This window comes from Streptomyces sp. NPDC085524, assembly GCF_044541755.1.
In the GTDB taxonomy this organism is placed as follows: domain Bacteria; phylum Actinomycetota; class Actinomycetes; order Streptomycetales; family Streptomycetaceae; genus Streptomyces.
Genome location: NZ_JBITTH010000024.1, coordinates 107,359 through 122,623, shown reverse-complemented (window position 1 = coordinate 122,623; position 15,265 = coordinate 107,359). Strand labels below are relative to the sequence as shown.

At 72.6% G+C, this 15,265-nt stretch carries 17 protein-coding genes; 6 read left to right on the top strand and 11 right to left on the bottom strand.

Translation table 11 applies throughout. From position 1 onward, the window contains the following. Positions 1-49 precede the first annotated feature (49 nt). From ACIGFK_RS31165 to ACIGFK_RS31130, 8 genes are all read right to left on the bottom strand, one after another. Positions 50-445, bottom strand: coding sequence for a rhodanese-like domain-containing protein (locus ACIGFK_RS31165; protein ID WP_386466393.1), 396 nt, complete (start codon positions 443-445; stop codon positions 50-52). After that, a complete protein-coding gene (locus tag ACIGFK_RS31160) occupies positions 436-987 on the bottom strand; it encodes a cysteine dioxygenase (protein WP_386466367.1) in 552 nt (183 codons plus the stop codon). The genes ACIGFK_RS31165 and ACIGFK_RS31160 overlap by 10 nt, the downstream gene beginning before the upstream one ends. A gap of 80 nt (positions 988-1,067) precedes the next feature. Next, complete coding sequence (locus tag ACIGFK_RS31155; protein WP_311318651.1) at positions 1,068-1,154, bottom strand: putative leader peptide; 87 nt, start codon at positions 1,152-1,154, stop codon at positions 1,068-1,070. A 32-nt stretch (positions 1,155-1,186) separates the two neighbouring features. Beyond that, on the bottom strand, positions 1,187-2,800 hold the full coding sequence (locus ACIGFK_RS31150; RefSeq protein ID WP_376659182.1) for an FAD-dependent monooxygenase: 1,614 nt from the start codon (positions 2,798-2,800) through the stop codon (positions 1,187-1,189). A gap of 153 nt (positions 2,801-2,953) precedes the next feature. Beyond that, the gene (locus ACIGFK_RS31145; protein ID WP_386466365.1) at positions 2,954-3,847 is read right to left on the bottom strand and encodes an amino acid ABC transporter permease; all 894 of its coding nucleotides are present in this window, start codon (positions 3,845-3,847) and stop codon (positions 2,954-2,956) included. Next, a complete protein-coding gene (locus ACIGFK_RS31140) occupies positions 3,844-4,518 on the bottom strand; it encodes an amino acid ABC transporter permease (protein WP_400054501.1) in 675 nt (224 codons plus the stop codon). Before ACIGFK_RS31140 ends, ACIGFK_RS31145 begins: the two co-directional genes overlap by 4 nt. An 83-nt stretch (positions 4,519-4,601) precedes the next feature. After that, the gene (locus ACIGFK_RS31135) at positions 4,602-5,456 is read right to left on the bottom strand and encodes a glutamate ABC transporter substrate-binding protein (RefSeq protein WP_386466361.1); all 855 of its coding nucleotides are present in this window, start codon (positions 5,454-5,456) and stop codon (positions 4,602-4,604) included. Between the two features lie 117 nt (positions 5,457-5,573). Next, positions 5,574-6,359: an amino acid ABC transporter ATP-binding protein gene (locus ACIGFK_RS31130; RefSeq protein WP_376660172.1), complete on the bottom strand. Its 786-nt coding sequence runs from the start codon at positions 6,357-6,359 to the stop codon at positions 5,574-5,576. 273 nt (positions 6,360-6,632) lie between these two features. On the opposite strand from ACIGFK_RS31130, the gene ACIGFK_RS31125 reads away from it, so the two are divergent. From ACIGFK_RS31125 to ACIGFK_RS31115, 3 genes are all read left to right on the top strand, one after another. Continuing rightward, entirely contained in the window at positions 6,633-7,337 is a 705-nt protein-coding gene (locus tag ACIGFK_RS31125) for a response regulator transcription factor (RefSeq protein ID WP_376660173.1), read from the top strand. Positions 7,338-7,350: 13 nt separating this feature from the next. Then, complete coding sequence (locus ACIGFK_RS31120) at positions 7,351-8,763, top strand: ATP-binding protein (RefSeq protein ID WP_376660174.1); 1,413 nt, start codon at positions 7,351-7,353, stop codon at positions 8,761-8,763. A 187-nt stretch (positions 8,764-8,950) separates the two neighbouring features. Beyond that, positions 8,951-9,934: an ROK family protein gene (locus ACIGFK_RS31115; protein WP_376660187.1), complete on the top strand. Its 984-nt coding sequence runs from the start codon at positions 8,951-8,953 to the stop codon at positions 9,932-9,934. 29 nt (positions 9,935-9,963) lie between these two features. On the opposite strand, the gene ACIGFK_RS31110 is transcribed toward ACIGFK_RS31115, so the two are convergent. Beyond that, the gene (locus ACIGFK_RS31110) at positions 9,964-10,959 is read right to left on the bottom strand and encodes a TAXI family TRAP transporter solute-binding subunit (RefSeq protein ID WP_376660175.1); all 996 of its coding nucleotides are present in this window, start codon (positions 10,957-10,959) and stop codon (positions 9,964-9,966) included. 152 nt (positions 10,960-11,111) lie between these two features. Here ACIGFK_RS31110 and miaB point away from each other — a divergent pair, with 152 nt between their 5' ends. Together miaB and ACIGFK_RS31100 are read left to right on the top strand one after the other, a co-directional pair. Next, positions 11,112-12,632: a tRNA (N6-isopentenyl adenosine(37)-C2)-methylthiotransferase MiaB gene (miaB, locus tag ACIGFK_RS31105; protein WP_400054498.1), complete on the top strand. Its 1,521-nt coding sequence runs from the start codon at positions 11,112-11,114 to the stop codon at positions 12,630-12,632. A gap of 159 nt (positions 12,633-12,791) precedes the next feature. Next, positions 12,792-13,502 carry a hypothetical protein gene (locus ACIGFK_RS31100; RefSeq protein ID WP_386466354.1) on the top strand — a complete coding sequence of 237 codons (711 nt, stop codon included), beginning with the start codon at positions 12,792-12,794 and terminating at the stop codon, positions 13,500-13,502. 80 nt (positions 13,503-13,582) lie between these two features. On the opposite strand, the gene ACIGFK_RS31095 is transcribed toward ACIGFK_RS31100, so the two are convergent. After that, positions 13,583-13,831: an antitoxin gene (locus ACIGFK_RS31095; protein ID WP_376660178.1), complete on the bottom strand. Its 249-nt coding sequence runs from the start codon at positions 13,829-13,831 to the stop codon at positions 13,583-13,585. Between the two features lie 23 nt (positions 13,832-13,854). Further along, the gene (locus tag ACIGFK_RS31090; RefSeq protein ID WP_386466351.1) at positions 13,855-14,079 is read right to left on the bottom strand and encodes a hypothetical protein; all 225 of its coding nucleotides are present in this window, start codon (positions 14,077-14,079) and stop codon (positions 13,855-13,857) included. 198 nt (positions 14,080-14,277) lie between these two features. Between ACIGFK_RS31090 and miaA the strand changes: the two genes are divergently transcribed. Beyond that, complete coding sequence (gene miaA / locus ACIGFK_RS31085; RefSeq protein ID WP_376660180.1) at positions 14,278-15,216, top strand: tRNA (adenosine(37)-N6)-dimethylallyltransferase MiaA; 939 nt, start codon at positions 14,278-14,280, stop codon at positions 15,214-15,216. The last annotated feature ends 49 nt before the right edge of the window (positions 15,217-15,265 follow it).

Genomic DNA, 15,265 nt, shown 5'->3' with positions numbered 1-15,265 from the left:
GGCCACCGGGCCGGCGGCGGGCCAGAGGCGAGCCGGCGCGAACGGCCGGTCAGGGAAGGGCCACCGGGAGGCCCGCTGCGCGCCAGGCCTGGAAGCCGCCCGCCAGGTCCGTCGCGCGGTGCAGGCCCAGCGCGTGCAGGGAGGCCGCCGCGAGACTGGACGCGTAGCCCTCGTTGCAGATCACGACGACCCGGAGGTCGTGGCCCGTCGCCTCGGCCGCACGGTGGCTGCCCTGCGGGTCCAGCCGCCACTCCAGCTCGTTGCGCTCCACCACCAGCGCCCCCGGGATCAGGCCGTCGCGCTCGCGCAGCGCCTGGTAGCGGATGTCCACGAGGAGGGCGCCCGCGCGGGAGGCCTCGTACGCCTCCTGCGCGTCGACGCGGGTGTAGCCCGAGCGGACCCGCTCCAGCAGCTCGTCGATGCCGACCGGGGCGCTCACTGCCAGTCCGCCGGGCGCTCGACGTCCTCCAGGTGCAGCACCGGGCCGCTGCGGCTGTACCGGCGGATCAGCGGGAGCGGCGGGTAGTACGCGTGGACCGAGATCGCGTGCTCGGTCGCGGACTCGTTGAGGACCTCGTGCACGTGGTGCTCCCCGAACGCGCGCCCGGCGCCCGCGCCCAGCTGCCGACTGCGGTCCACGCCGGAGGCCAGGTGGAGGGACTGCCAGCCCTCCGACGGGAGCCGTACGGACAGCGAGTGCTCGGTCAGCCGGCCCCGCGCGGTGGCGAACGCGCCCCGCGACTCGGCGTGGTCGTGCCAGCCGGTGCCGGTGCCCGGAGGCCAGCCGATCAGCCAGGCCTCGCTGCCGCCCGGCCCGTCCAGCCGGATCCAGGTGCGGCCCTCGGGGTCGAGGGGGAGCGCGGCGACGACATCGGGGTCGGCCGCGGTGCGCAGCGCGAACGCGAGGAGCTCGGCGGCCGGGGGGCCGGCCGCGACGGCGGCGGCAGGGGACGCGGAGAGGGCAGGGGAGAACGCGGGTGCAGACATGGAGGGTGACCGTTCCTGGGTTCGCGGAAGTGCGCGCAGGCCGGTGGACGGCACGGGGCGCGCAGGGGTGTGAGGGCGAATCAGCAGGAAGGGCGACACACGCAGCCCGCATAGCGGAGCAGGTCCATATGGACCCTCCGCCACAGGCGTACGTCGTTGCCGGTCATTCCGCGAGTGAACCACGCGCGGCCGGAAACGGTCAATCGATCACGGATGTCGGTGTTGTGGCGGGAGCCGTCGGAGGCGCCGGCCGCGGCGCCGGTGCACCCGCCCGCGCTGCGGGCGCACCCGCCCGGACCGCGTCCGCCGCCTCGTACAGCTCCGCCGGGCGCACCCCGGCGAAGGTCGCGGCCAGGTGCCCGTCGGGCCGTACGAGGAGCACGGTGTGCGCGGGCGCCCCCGGGTAGCCGTCCGCGACCAGCAGGTCGGTACGGACCGGCAGGGCGCTCACCGCCGCCGCGAGCCGGGGCATCAGCCCGGCGCCCAGCCAGTGGCGGCGGTCCCAGACCCCGGTGCCCGGAGCGACCAGGACCACCAGCAGCCGGCCCTGCCCCAGCAGGTCGCGCAGCGGCACCGTCGAGCCGTCGGGCGCGGTCACCGGGACGTTGGCCACCGGGCCCCCCGGCTCCGTGGCCGTCGGGACCTCCCGTACGGCCATCGGCGGCGCGTACGTCGGCTCCGCGCCCAGGGGCCCCCGCCCCAGGTGGCCGTCGGTGAGCAGGGTCTCGGCGGAACGCGCGGCCCCGGGCAGGTAGGTGCGCAGGGCGCCCCCCGCCCGCAGGGTGGGCATCGCCTGGTCGGCGGCGCGCAGCCGGGCTGCGACCGCGGTGCGCCGCTCGCCCTCGTAGCTGTCGAGGAGTTCCTCGGAGGCGCCCTGGTGCCAGGCCAGCGACAGCTTCCAGGCCAGGTTCTCCGCGTCCCGCAGCCCCTCCTCGACGCCCTGGGTGCCGAGGGCGCCCAGCAGGTGCGCGGCGTCCCCGGCGAGGAAGGAGCGGCCGTCGCGCCAGCGCCGGGCGAGGCGGTGGTGCAGGGTGTGGACGCCGGTGTCGAGGAGTTCGTACGGGGGAGTCGTGCCCCCGCACCACAGCGCGAGGGTGTCCCGGATCAGGGTCACCAGTGCGTCGGGGGTGACGAGCTCGCCGCGGGCCGGGAGCAGCCAGTCCAGCCGCCACACCCCGTCGGCGAGCGGCCGTGAGGTGACCTCGGCGGGGCCGGAGGGCGGGTTGCGGTGCAGCAAGGCCTCGCCGGGCCAGGGCAGTTCGGTGCGCAGCGCGGCCACGGCGTGCCGTTCCACGGCGGTGCGGCCCGGGAAGCGGATGCCGAGGAGCTTGCGGACGGTGGAGCGGGCGCCGTCGCAGCCGACCAGGTAACTCCCGCGCCACCACGTGGTTTCGGCACCCCGGGTGTGCGCGGTGATCCCCCGTTCGTCCTGCTCCAGGGAGTCCAGCTTGCTGTCGGTGACCACCTGGACGAGCGGGTGCGCGGCGGCGGAGTCGCGCAGTCCCCGCGTGAGGGCGTGCTGAGGCACGTGCAGGGGCGCCGGGTGCTCCTCGAAGGTGACCCGCTGGGCGGGCCGGCCGCGGCGCACGGTGCGCCAGGCGGCGTAGTACGCGCCTTCGTCGCGCAGCGTCGTACAGCCCAGCCGGTGCGCCATGGCGGCCGTGTCCGCGTGCAGGACGACGGTGCGGGCGGGGCGGATCTCGTCCTTGCCGGGGCCCTCGTCGAGTACGACGGAGGGCACGCCCTGGCCCGCCAGGGCGAGGGCCAGGGACAGCCCGACGGGGCCCGCGCCGACGACGATCACCGGGTCCATGATGTGGCTCCCGGTGTCCGGTATGTGATCACAGAACGTATGCAACCCACTGGAGGTGCCTGCGTCAAGTGACACAGGTCGGGACAACGCCGTGTGGTGCGGCGGATGACTCCCGCCGCACCACATGTGTCACGCCAGTGTACTGACCGGGTGTCAGGGGGCCTTGCCCACACCCGCCGCGCCGCCGGCGTCGACCTCGGCCACGTCGGCCTCGACCACGGCGCCCGTGCCCTTCTTCGACTGCCGCAGCCGCTTCTCCAGCCACGAGGCCAGCGTGGTCAGGGTGAAGTTCACCGCGATGTAGATCAGGGCGATCACGACCATGGTCGCGATGGTGTTGCTGTAGTTCGCGGAGATCTGCCGGTTCATCGACATCAGGTCGGCGAAGCCCAGGAACGCGCCGCCGAGCGCCGTGTCCTTGAGGATCACCACGAGCTGGCTGACCAGCGCGGGCAGCATCGCCGTGACGGCCTGCGGGACCAGCACGTACATCATGGTCTGGCCCTTGCGCATGCCGATCGCCTTGGCCGCGTCGGTCTGGCCGCGCGGCAGCGACAGGATGCCGGCCCGGACGATCTCGGCGATGACCGCGGCGTTGTACAGGACAAGGCCGGTGACCACCGCGTACAGGGGGCGCAGCTCGGAGCTGACGGTGCCGAGCATGACGTACAGCGCGGAGCTGAAGATCATCAGGATCAGGACCGGGATGGCGCGGAAGAACTCCACGACCGTTCCGACCGGGACCCGCACCCACGCGTGGTCGGAGAGCCGGGCGATGCCGAGGAGCGCGCCGAGCGGCAGCGCGATCACCATGGCGATCAGGCCGGCCTTGAGGGTCTCACCGAGGCCGGGCAGCAGGAACGTCGTCCAGATCGCGCTGTCGGTGACGAACGGGCTCCACTTGTCGGCGTCGAGCTGGCCCTTCTCGGCCATCAGGCTCAGGGCCCACCACAGGACCAGCCCGACGATCACCACGAAGACGGCGGTGTAGATCCAGTTGCGGACCTTGGCCTTGGGGCCGGGGGTGTCGTACAGAACGGAGCTCATCGCTTCACCGCCACTCGCTTGGCCACCCAGCCCAGCAGCAGGCCGGTGGGCAGGGTCAGCACGACGAAGCCGAAGGCGAAGACAGCGAAGACCGCGAAGATCGCCTGCGCCTCGTTCTCCAGCATTTCCTTCATCAGCAGCGCCGCTTCGGCCACGCCGATGGTCGCCGCCACGGTGGTGTTCTTGGTGAGGGCGATCAGTGCGTTGGCGAGCGGTCCGACGACCGCCCGGAACGCCTGGGGGAGCACGATCAGCGTGAGCACCTGGAAGAAGCTCAGCCCCAGCGCGCGGGCGGCCTCGGCCTGGCCCACGGGCACGGTGTTGATGCCCGAGCGCAGCGCCTCGCAGACGAACGTGCCGGTGTAGGCGATCAGGCCCAGGACCGCGAGGCGGAAGCCGGTCTCCTTGAAGGTGTCGCCGCCCAGGTTGATGCCCAGGGTCTGGCTCAGGCCCAGCGAGCAGCCGAGGACCAGCAGGGTCAGCGGCGTGTTGCGCACGGTGTTGACGTACGCGGTGCCGAACGCCCGCATCAGCGGGACCGGGCTGACCCGCATGCCGGCCAGCATCACGCCCCAGATCAGGGACCCGACGGCCGAGTAGAGGGTGAGCTGAACCGTCACCCAGAAGGCTCCGAGCACGTCGTACTGCCCGGATTCAAGAAAATCGAACACGTTGCCCTGCGCTCTCCCCAGGATGGCCGGCGAGGTGCGCCGCCGCCCGTGACAGGCGGGCGGCGACGCTCCTCACCGGTGAATCAGCTGCCTTCGGTGATCTGCGGGGCAGGCTCGGCCTTGTAGCCGGCCGGGCCGAGGTTGGCGTCCACGGCCTTCTGCCAGGCGCCGTCCGCGACCATCTTCTTGAGGGCGGCGTTGACCTTGGTCTGGAGCTCGGTGTCGCCCTTCTTCAGGCCGATGCCGTAGGGCTCGTTGCTGAGCTTCAGACCGGTCAGCTTGAACTTGCCCTTGTTCTTCTCCTGCGAGGCGTAGCCGGCCAGGATCGAGTCGTCCGTGGTCAGCGCGTCCACGGCCTTGTTCTCCAGGCCGGTGAGGCACTCGGAGTAGCCGGGGAACTCCTGCAGGTCGGCCTCGGGGGCCAGCTTGGTCTTGACGTTCTGCGCGGAGGTCGAGCCGGTGACCGAGCAGAGCTTCTTCTTGTTGAGGTCCTCGGCCTTGGTGATCGAGGTGTCGTCGGCGCGGACCAGCAGGTCCTGGTGGGCCAGGAAGTACGGGCCGGCGAAGTCGACCTTCGCCTTGCGCTTGTCGTTGATCGTGTAGGTCGCGACGACCAGCTTCACGTCACCGTTGGAGATCAGGTTCTCGCGCTCGGCGCTGACGGCCTGCTTGAACTCGATCTGGTCGGGCTCGTAGCCGAGCTCCTTGGCCACGTACTTGGCCACGTCGACGTCGAAGCCCGAGAACTTGCCGTCGGGCGTCTTGAGGCCCATGCCCGGCTGGTCGAACTTGATGCCGATGACGATCTTGTCCTTCTTGGCGCCACCGGACGCCCCGCCGTCACTGGCGGCCTTGTCGCTGCCGCCGCCACAGGCGGTCGCGGTCAGGGCGAGAGCGACGGCTGCGGCCGCGGCCGCAACGGCCTTGGAAATCTTCATGTGAACTTCCCTCGGATGAGACGTTGTTGAACGACGAGCGACGCGAACGGCGCATGACGGCCGGTCAGGATCTGTTCCGGCAGGGATCCGCCTAGGGATGCCTACCAGAGAAGACCCTCAGTGGTGCAGGATCTTGGACAGGAAGTCCTTGGCCCGGTCGCTGCGCGGGTTGCTGAAGAACTGCTCGGGCGCGGCCTCTTCGATGATCTTTCCGTCCGCCATGAAGACGACCCGGTTGGCCGCGGAGCGGGCGAAGCCCATCTCGTGCGTGACGACGACCATCGTCATCCCCTCCCGGGCGAGCTGCTGCATGGCCTCCAGCACCTCGTTGATCATCTCCGGGTCGAGCGCAGAGGTCGGCTCGTCGAAGAGCATCACCTTCGGCTCCATGGCCAGGGCCCGGGCGATCGCCACGCGCTGCTGCTGACCACCCGACAGCTGCGCCGGGAACTTGTCGGCCTGCGAGCCGACACCCACGCGGTCCAGCAGCTCACGGGCCTTCTTCTCGGCCGCGTCCGCCTTGGTCTTGCGGACCTTCATCTGACCGAGCATCACGTTCTGCAGCACCGTCTTGTGCGCGAACAGGTTGAACGACTGGAAGACCATGCCGACATCGGCGCGCAGCCGGGCCAGCTCCTTGCCCTCCGAGGGCAGTTCCTTGCCGTCGAGCGTGATGGTGCCGGAGTCGATCGTCTCCAGGCGGTTGATGGTCCGGCACAGCGTGGACTTGCCCGATCCCGAAGGACCGATCACCACGACGACCTCACCGCGGGCAATGCTCAGATCGATGTCCTGAAGCACGTGCAGCGCGCCGAAGTGCTTGTTGACGTTGCTCAGTACGACCAGGTCGTCCGCGGCGCCGACCGCGTCCTGCACGTCCTTGGCCACTGATACTCCGCTCATCGGCTTCTTGCTCCGTCCTCCTCGGTTGGGAGGACAGTAGTGACGTCGCGCGCACACCGTCATCACATCTGAGGGAGAATTGAGCATAACGATCCGGCCTCGCCCGAATACGCTCCGTGTGTCGTACCGGCGTGGCCGCCGGTGTGCTCGTACCGGGTGGATAACGGAAGGCGCGCCGGGGCGGAACCCCCTTGACGCGGACCTCCGCATCCGCATGGGATGCAGGGTGGCCATTACGGAAAGTGAAGATCGAGAGAAGGAGAGGGGGACGACATGAGACTGCTGCTCGTCGAAGACGACGATCACGTCGCCGCCGCCCTGTCCGCGATCCTCGCCCGGCACGGCTTCAAGGTCACCCACGCCCGCAACGGCGAGGAGGCGCTGCAGGCGCTGCTGCCCGCGGGAGCCCCGCCGTTCGGCGTCGTGCTGCTCGACCTCGGACTGCCGGACCAGGACGGCTACGAGGTCTGCGGCAAGATCCGCAAGCGCACCTCCACGCCCGTCATCATGGTCACCGCGCGGGCCGACGTGCGCTCCCGCATCCACGGCCTGAACATGGGGGCCGACGACTACGTGGTCAAGCCGTACGACACCGGTGAACTCCTCGCCCGCATCCACGCCGTGGCCCGGCGCACCGGCACCGGTGCCGCCGAGGAGACCGCCGGCAGCGGCACCCCCGGACTGGTCCGCCTCGGACCCGTCAGCATCGAGCTGCCCACCCGCCGGGTCAGCGTGGACGGCGCGGACGTACCGCTCACCCGCAAGGAGTTCGACCTGCTGGCCCTGCTCGCCCAGCGGCCCGGGGTCGTCTTCCGCCGCGAGCAGATCATCAGCGAGGTGTGGCGCACCAGCTGGGAGGGGACCGGGCGCACCCTGGAGGTCCACGTGGCCTCGCTGCGCTCGAAGCTGCGCATGCCCGCACTCATCGAGACCGTCCGCGGGGTGGGCTACCGGCTCGTCGCCCCGGCCGCCCCCTGACGGGTAACGCTCCGTGCGCGCCAGACTCCTCCCCCTGCTCGTCATCCTCATGGCGGGCGTACTGCTCGCCCTCGGCCTGCCGCTGGCCGTGAGCCTGGCCGCCGCGCAGCAGCAGCGGGTCGTCGTCGACCGCATCGACGACAGCGCCCGCTTCGCGGCCCTCGCCCAGTTCGTCATCGACGCCGAGGGCTCCCGGGCCACCGGCGCCGACGAGCGGCGCGAGACCCTCCAGCTCGAACTGGCCCGCTACCAGGAGCTCTACGGCATCCGGGTCGGCATCTTCTACCGCGACGACAACGCCATGGTCCGGGCCCCCGGCTGGTGGCAGCTCCCCGAGACCGGCGAGGGCCGGAAGGCCTTCGACGAGGCGCTGGCCGGGCGGCGCAGCCACGACCCGCCGCAGGTGTGGCCCTGGCAGACCCACGGGAAGCTGCTCGTCGCCTCCCCGGTCGTCCTCGACGGCGACGTGGTCGCCGTCGTCGCCACCGAATCACCCACCGACCAGATGCGCGGCCGGATCCTGCGGGGCTGGCTGCTCATCGCGGCCGGGCTCGCCGCCGCCATGCTGCTCGCCTTCGGCGCGGCCCTGAGGCTCACCAGCTGGGTGCTCAAGCCCGTACGGACCCTCGACGCGGCCGCCCACGGCATCGCCACCGGCCGCATGCAGTCCAGGGTCGCGGCCGCCGGCGGACCTCCGGAACTCCAGCGCCTGGCCCACTCGTTCAACGAGATGGCGGACAACGTCGAAGAGGTGCTGGAGCAGCAGCGGGCGTTCGTCGCCGACGCCTCCCACCAGCTGCGCAACCCCCTCGCGGCGCTGCTCCTGCGGATCGAGCTGCTCGCCCTCGAACTGCCCGAGGGCAACGAGGAGATCGCCTCCGTGCGCACCGAGGGCAAGCGCCTGACCCGGGTGCTGGACGACCTGCTGGACCTGGCGCTGGCCGAGCACGCCTCCGCCGAGATCAGCCTCACCGACGTCGGCGCGCTCACGGCCGAACGGGTGACGGCGTGGCGCCCGTACGCGGAGGAGAAGGGCGTCCGGCTCACCGGCACGGGCCTCAGCGCCGTCACCGGCTGGGCGGACCCCGTCGCCCTGTCCAGCGCCCTCGACGCCGTCATCGACAACGCCCTGAAGTTCACGCCCGCGGACGAGGAGGTCGAGGTGTCGGTCGCCGCGGCCGGGAGCTTCGTCCGGGTGGTCGTCGCCGACCGCGGGCCGGGCCTCACCGAGGAGGAGCTGCTCCGCGTCGGCGACCGGTTCTGGCGCAGCGGCCGCCACCAGAACGTGAAGGGCTCCGGGCTCGGGCTGTCCATCTCCCGCGCGCTGCTCGCCGCCGGCGGCGGATCCCTCGCGTACGAGACGAACCCGCCGCACGGGCTGCGGGTGACGGTCAGCGTCCCGCGCACCGAACCGCACGGCGGCTGAGCCGTCCGGTCCGGGTGTGCAGGGGCGGCCCGCGGGGAGGCTCTCCTCGCCGTACGCACCGTGCCCGCCGCGTCCGGGCCGCCCCGGGCCCGGACGGGAGGGCGCCCGTGGGCAGAGCCGCGCGGGAGTACGGCGCCGCCGTCCGGCGCATACTGAATCCTGACCCCTTCCTGGAGCCGCCACAGTGATCATCCCCACCGCCCCGTTCCCCGCACCGCGAGCCGCCGCGGCGGCCGCTGGCCTGACGGTGGCCATCGACATCGGCGGTACGAAGATCGCAGGGGCGCTCGTGCACCCCGACGGCACCATGACGGCCACGACCCGCCGCCCGACCCCGCGCGGGACCGACGCGGAGGCGGTCATGGCGGCCGTGACCGAGGTCGTCGCGGAGCTGTCGGAGTCGCCGCTGTGGCCCACGGCGGTCCGCTGCGGGATCGGCAGCGCCGGCCCCGTGGACACCTCGCGGGGCACGGTCAGCCCGGTCAACATCGGCGCCTGGCGCCAGTTCCCCGTGCAGGCCCGGGTCGAGGCGGAGCTCGCGGCGCGCGGGGCCGGGCTGCCGACGGTGCTCGCCGGGGACGGCGTGGCCATGACAGCCGCCGAACACTGGCTGGGCGCCGCCCAGGGGCACCCGAACGCGCTGTGCATGGTCGTCTCCACGGGCGTGGGCGGCGGCCTCATCCTGAACAACCAGCTCCACCCCGGCCCCACGGGCAACGCGGGCCACATCGGCCACATCAGCGTGGCCTTCGACGGAGAGCCGTGCGCCTGCGGCGGTCACGGCTGCGTGGAATCCATCGCCTCCGGCACGGCCATCGCCCGCTGGGCGCTGGCACAGGGCTGGACCCCGGCCGAGGACGCCTCCGCCGCGGGAGTGGCCGTCGCCGCCCGGGCCGGAGACCCGGTCGCGCTGGCGGCCTTCGACCGTGCGGGCCGCGCCCTGGCCGCCGCGATCGCGGCCACGGCCACGCTGGTCGAGACGGACATCGCGGTCGTCGGCGGCGGGGTCGCCGCCAGCGGGGACACCCTGTTCGAGCCGATCCGGCGGCATCTGGCCTCGTACGCGGCCCTGTCCTTCGTCCAGGACCTCGAGGTGGTCCCGGCCGCCCTCGGCACCCACGCGGGGCTGATCGGCGCGGCCGCGGCGGCGACGATGCTGCTGCCGTCCTGAGCCCGGAACCCGGAGCCCTGAGCCCGGAGCTAGGGCTTCACGGACCGGTAGTACCGGCGCGCGCCCTCGTGCAGGTCCAGCGGATCGGTGTAGATGGCCGTCCGGAGGTCCACCAGCTGCGCCGCGTGCACCTCGTGCCCGATGCGGTCACGGCTGAGGATCACGGTCCGGGTGAACTGCTCCGTCAGCTCGGGGTCCATGCCCTCGGTGGTGACCAGCAGGTTCGGCACCGCCAGGGTCGCCACCGAGCTGGTGTTCCGCGCCCGCGTGTACGCGTCCTGCGGCATCACCGCCGCCCGGTAGTAGCGCGCCGGGCTTCCGCTGCCCTGCAGCTGCTCCACGAGGTCGCCGAGCTGTACGAGCCGGATCTCGAAGCGCTCTGACAGCTCGCGCACCGCGTTGGTCGGCAGGCCGCCCGACCAGAAGAACGCGTCGATCCGCCCGGCCTCCAGCTCGGCCGGCATGGTGTCGATGCCGATGGACACGGCGGTGACGTCGCGCGCCGGGTTCAGCTTGGCCGCTGCCAGCAGCCGCTCCGATATCAGCCGCACCCCGGAACCGGGCTGGCCGACCGCGACCCGCTTGCCCCGCAGGTCCCGTGCCGACTGCACCGGCGAGCCGGCCGGCACCACCAGCTGCACGTAGTCGTCGTAGAGGCGGGCGCACCCGCGCAGGTAGGCCGCGCCGGGCTTCCCGTCGAGCTGGTACTTGGCGACCGCGTCGGCCGTCGCCACCGTGAAGTCCGCCTCACCGGCGGCCACCCGCTGGAGGTTCTGCTGCGAGCCCTCGCTGGGCTCCAGCCGCACCTTCACCCCGGGCATGTCCCGCTTCAGGGCCTGCTCCAGCAGTTCCCCGTAGAGGTGGTAGACGCCGGTCCGGACACCGGTGCTGAGGGTCAGCTCGCCCTTGAGCTCGGGCTCTCCGAAGGGCCGCAGCCACCACACGAGGACCCCGAGCACGGCAAGTACGGCCACCAGGGCCCGCAGGGCGTGGCGCCTGCTGATCCGGGGCGGTACGAGAGGCATGCCGGCGATCCTGCCACCCCCCTGCCGCCCTGTCACGCCCCGGCCGTCCCACCCGCCCCGGCCTGCGGCTCCGCGACCCGGCTCCGCGGCCGGGCGCCGGCCCCGCCCCACGGCGGACCGGAGGGCTCTCCGGCACCGCCTACCCTTGTTGCATGACCAGCAGCGACCGGAGCCAGGCAGTGGACGTGAAGCGAAGCTACGAGGTGCGCACCTACGGGTGCCAGATGAACGTGCACGACTCGGAGCGGCTCTCCGGTCTGCTGGAGGACGCCGGGTACGTCCGGGCGCCCGAGGGCTCCGACGGCGATGCCGACGTCGTCGTCTTCAACACCTGCGCGGTCCGCGAGAACGCCGACAACAAGCTCTACGGCAACCTCGGCCGGCTGGCGCCGATGAAGACGAAGCGCCCCGGCATGCAGATCGCCGTCGGCGGCTGCCTCGCCCAGAAGGACCGCGAGACCATCGTCAAGAAGGCCCCCTGGGTCGACGTCGTCTTCGGTACGCACAACATCGGCAAGCTGCCCGTGCTGCTGGAGCGCGCCCGCATCCAGGAAGAGGCGCAGGTCGAGATCGCCGAGTCGCTGGAGGCGTTCCCCTCCGCGCTCCCGACCCGCCGCGAGTCCGCCTACGCCGCCTGGGTCTCGATCTCCGTCGGCTGCAACAACACCTGCACCTTCTGCATCGTCCCGGCGCTGCGCGGCAAGGAGGAGGACCGCCGCCCCGGCGACATCCTCGCGGAGGTGGAGGCCCTGGTCGGCGAGGGCGTCTCCGAGATCACCCTGCTCGGCCAGAACGTGAACGCGTACGGTTCCGACCTCGGTGACCGCGAGGCCTTCAGCAAGCTGCTGCGCGCCTGCGGCGAGATCGAGGGCCTGGAGCGGGTCCGCTTCACCTCCCCGCACCCGAAGGACTTCACCGACGACGTCATCGCCGCCATGGCCGAGACCCCGAACGTGATGCCGCAGCTGCACATGCCGCTGCAGTCCGGCTCGGACCCGATCCTGCGGGCGATGCGCCGGTCCTACCGGCAGGAGCGTTTCCTCGGGATCATCGAGAAGGTCCGCGCCTCCATCCCGCACGCCGCGATCTCCACCGACATCATCGTGGGCTTCCCCGGCGAGACGGAGGAGGACTTCCAGCAGACGATGCACGTGGTCCGCGAGGCCCGCTTCGCCAGCGCCTTCACCTTCCAGTACTCCAAGCGCCCCGGCACCCCGGCGGCCGAGATGGAGGGGCAGATCCCCAAGGAGGTCGTGCAGGACCGCTACATGCGCCTGGTCGCCCTCCAGGAGGAGATCTCCTGGGAGGAGAACAAGAAGCAGGTCGGCCGCACCCTCGAGGTCATGGTCGCGGAGGGCGAGGGCCGCAAGGACGGCGCGACGCACCGCCTGTCCGGCCGCGCCGCCGACAACCGCCTGGTGCACTTCACGAAGCCGGAGGCGGAGGTCCGCCCGGGTGACGTGGTCACCGTGGACATCACCTACGCGGCCCCGCACCACCTGCTGGCCGAGGGCCCGACCACGGCCGTACGCCGCACCCGTGCCGGCGACGCGTGGGAGAAGCGCAACGCCGCCCCGGCCCAGCCGGCGGGCGTGATGCTGGGCATCCCGACCCTGGGCGTTCCGGCCCCCCTCCCCGCGGCAACGTCGGGCTGCGCGGCCCCGCAGGGCTGAGGGCAGTCCCAGCCCCGCCGGCGTTCGAGGCGCGGGCTCCGGGGCGGAGCCCCGGGTCCTGAACCGGCACCCGCGCCACACTCGCACGGCCCCCGCGCGAGCGGCACCGGCACCCGCACACCCCCGGCCCGGAGCGCGCTTGGCGCTAGGCTGCGGATCATGCTCGTAGCCGCTGCCGTCTGCCCCGCCCCGCCGCTTCTCGTGCCGGAGGTCGCCGCGGGGGCCGCCGCCGAACTCGGCGACGCCCGTACCGCCTGCTCCGACGCGCTGGCGGTGCTCGCCGCGTCCCGGCCCGACCTGCTCGTCGTCGTCGGAGCCGCCGACCGGGACCACGGCGGGCCCTACCCGCAGGGCGCCCGCGGCAGCTTCCGCGGATTCGGGGTCGAGGCCGACGTACAGCTGGGCGAGGGCGACGAGGGGCCGCGCATGCTGCCGGCCCCGCTCGCCGTCGGCGCCTGGCTGCTGGACCACGCGCGGTGGGGCGCCGCCCCCGTCGAGGGGTTCGGGATCGCGGAGCCGCTGGACGACACCGCGCACTGCCTGCAGGCCGGCCGGGAACTCGCCGCACGGCACGAGCGGGTCGCCCTGCTCGTGATGGGTGACGGCAGTGCCAAGCGGACCCTGAAGGCGCCCGGCTACCTCGACGAGCGGGCCGCCGCCTTCGACGCGGCCGCCGGCCGCGCGCTCGCCGCCGCCGACGTCGCCGCGCTCGCCGCGCTGGACCCCGCGCTCGCCGCCGAACTCCAGGCCGCCGGCCGGGCCCCCTGGCAGGTGCTGGCCGGCGCCGCCGAGGGCGCGGGCCTCGACGGCCGGCTGCTGTACGAGGACGCGCCGTACGGCGTCGGCTACTTCGTCGCCGCCTGGTCCTGAAACGCGCAGGGCGCCGCGCAGACGAGGAAGGGGCGCGGGACCGGCCGTACGCCGGTGCCGCGCCCCTTTCCGCTACCGCGTCAGGAAGCCGTCGGCGGCTTCGGCCCGCCGCCGGGAGCGTCCTTGTGCGCGATCTTGCCCAGGGCGTCCTTCGCCTTGCCCGTCCCGCTCGTGATCCGGTCGCTGTACTTGCCATGGGTCTTGGCGTCCACGGCCCTGGCCATCTTGTCCAGACTCCCGGTGATCTTGCCTTCGTTCCGCTGGGCGAGGTCGCCGACCTTCTCCTTCGCCGGCGCGAGCTTGGCCTTCAGATTGTCCAGCAGGCCCATGGGTCACCTTCCATTGGCGATCGCTACGTACGGGCGCCCTCGCCGGCCTCGCTGTCCACGGCCGGTTCGGCCGACTGCTGCTTGGGGATCTCCACGGCTTCCGCCGCCGGGGCCTCCGCTGCAGCCGCCCCGGCCTCGGTCTCCTCGGTCTCCTCGGCCGCACCGGACTCCGCCGTCGCGGCTTCGGCGGCGACCTCCTCGGTCACGACCGCGCCCTTACGGCGGAAAAGCCGATCAAAAACGCCCATTTCTCCTCCTATAACGTTACTCGTGTGAGTGAAGTTCCGCCTTGGCCGATCAGGCCTCGGCAAGGGCCTCTGCCAGCGCCTCCGCAGGCGCCTCCGCCGGGCTGAACCACGTCAGGGCAACGACCCCGCCCCCACGCCGTCACGTCCCCCGATCGGGTACATGGCCGCGTCTTGACCAGGGGCTGAGAGACTGGGGCGGTGAGGAAAGCAGCCCCCGCCCAGCGGGTCATCGCCGTCGTCGGTCCCACCGCGGCCGGAAAGTCCGACCTGGGCGTCGCCCTGGCCCGCCATTTCGACGGCGAGGTCGTCAACGCCGACTCCATGCAGCTGTACCGGGGGATGGACATCGGTACCGCCAAGCTGACGACCGAGGAACGCGGCGGGGTCCCGCACCACCTCCTCGACATCTGGGACGTCACCGACACGGCCAACGTGGCCGAGTACCAGCGCCTGGCCCGCGCCGAGATCGACAAACTGCTCGCCGAGGGCCGCACCCCGGTCCTCGTCGGCGGCTCCGGCCTCTACGTCAGGGGCGCCCTGGACGTCATGGAGTTCCCCGGCACCGACCCCGAGGTCCGCGCCCGGCTGGAGGCCGAGCTCGCCCTGGGCGGCTCCGGCGCCCTGCACGTCCGCCTCGCCGCCGCCGACCCGGCCGCCGCCGCCGCGATCCTGCCCAGCAACGGCCGCCGGATCGTGCGCGCGCTGGAGGTCATCGAGATCACCGGCCGCCCCTTCACCGCCAACCTCCCCGGCCACGAGTCCGTCTACGACACCGTCCAGATCGGCGTCGACGTGGCCAGGCCGGAGCTCGACGAGCGGATCGCGCTGCGCGTGGACCGGATGTGGGAAGCCGGACTCGTGGACGAGGTCCGCGAGCTGGAGGCCCGCGGACTGCGTGACGGAATCACCGCCTCCAGGGCGCTCGGCTACCAGCAGGTGCTCGCCGCGCTGGCCGGCGAGTGCACCGAGGACGAGGCCAGGGCCGAGACCGTCCGGGCGACCAAGCGCTTCGCCCGCCGCCAGGACTCCTGGTTCCGGCGCGACCCGCGCGTCCACTGGCTCAGCGGGGCCGTCGCCGACCGCGGGGAACTCACCGGACTCGCGCAGTCGTTGGTCGAACGAGCGGTCACAGCCTGATCACGTGATGGCATCGGGACGCCCCGCGGGCCCGTCCGGGGCCTGGGGG

Excerpts from the sequence above, each read along its gene's own strand:
- ACIGFK_RS31145 (WP_386466365.1), bottom strand. The coding sequence starts at position 3,847 with ATGAGCTCCGTTCTGTACGACACCCCCGGCCCCAAGGCCAAGGTCCGC.
- ACIGFK_RS31150 (WP_376659182.1), bottom strand. The coding sequence starts at position 2,800 with ATGGACCCGGTGATCGTCGTCGGCGCGGGCCCCGTCGGGCTGTCCCTG.
- ACIGFK_RS31160 (WP_386466367.1), bottom strand. The coding sequence starts at position 987 with ATGTCTGCACCCGCGTTCTCCCCTGCCCTCTCCGCGTCCCCTGCCGCC.
- ACIGFK_RS31110 (WP_376660175.1), bottom strand. The coding sequence starts at position 10,959 with ATGCCTCTCGTACCGCCCCGGATCAGCAGGCGCCACGCCCTGCGGGCC.
- miaB (WP_400054498.1), top strand. The coding sequence starts at position 11,112 with ATGACCAGCAGCGACCGGAGCCAGGCAGTGGACGTGAAGCGAAGCTAC.
- ACIGFK_RS31100 (WP_386466354.1), top strand. The coding sequence starts at position 12,792 with ATGCTCGTAGCCGCTGCCGTCTGCCCCGCCCCGCCGCTTCTCGTGCCG.
- ACIGFK_RS31155 (WP_311318651.1), bottom strand. The coding sequence starts at position 1,154 with ATGACCGGCAACGACGTACGCCTGTGGCGGAGGGTCCATATGGACCTG.
- ACIGFK_RS31095 (WP_376660178.1), bottom strand. The coding sequence starts at position 13,831 with ATGGGCCTGCTGGACAATCTGAAGGCCAAGCTCGCGCCGGCGAAGGAG.
- ACIGFK_RS31135 (WP_386466361.1), bottom strand. The coding sequence starts at position 5,456 with ATGAAGATTTCCAAGGCCGTTGCGGCCGCGGCCGCAGCCGTCGCTCTC.
- ACIGFK_RS31125 (WP_376660173.1), top strand. The coding sequence starts at position 6,633 with ATGAGACTGCTGCTCGTCGAAGACGACGATCACGTCGCCGCCGCCCTG.
- ACIGFK_RS31130 (WP_376660172.1), bottom strand. The coding sequence starts at position 6,359 with ATGAGCGGAGTATCAGTGGCCAAGGACGTGCAGGACGCGGTCGGCGCC.
- ACIGFK_RS31090 (WP_386466351.1), bottom strand. The coding sequence starts at position 14,079 with ATGGGCGTTTTTGATCGGCTTTTCCGCCGTAAGGGCGCGGTCGTGACC.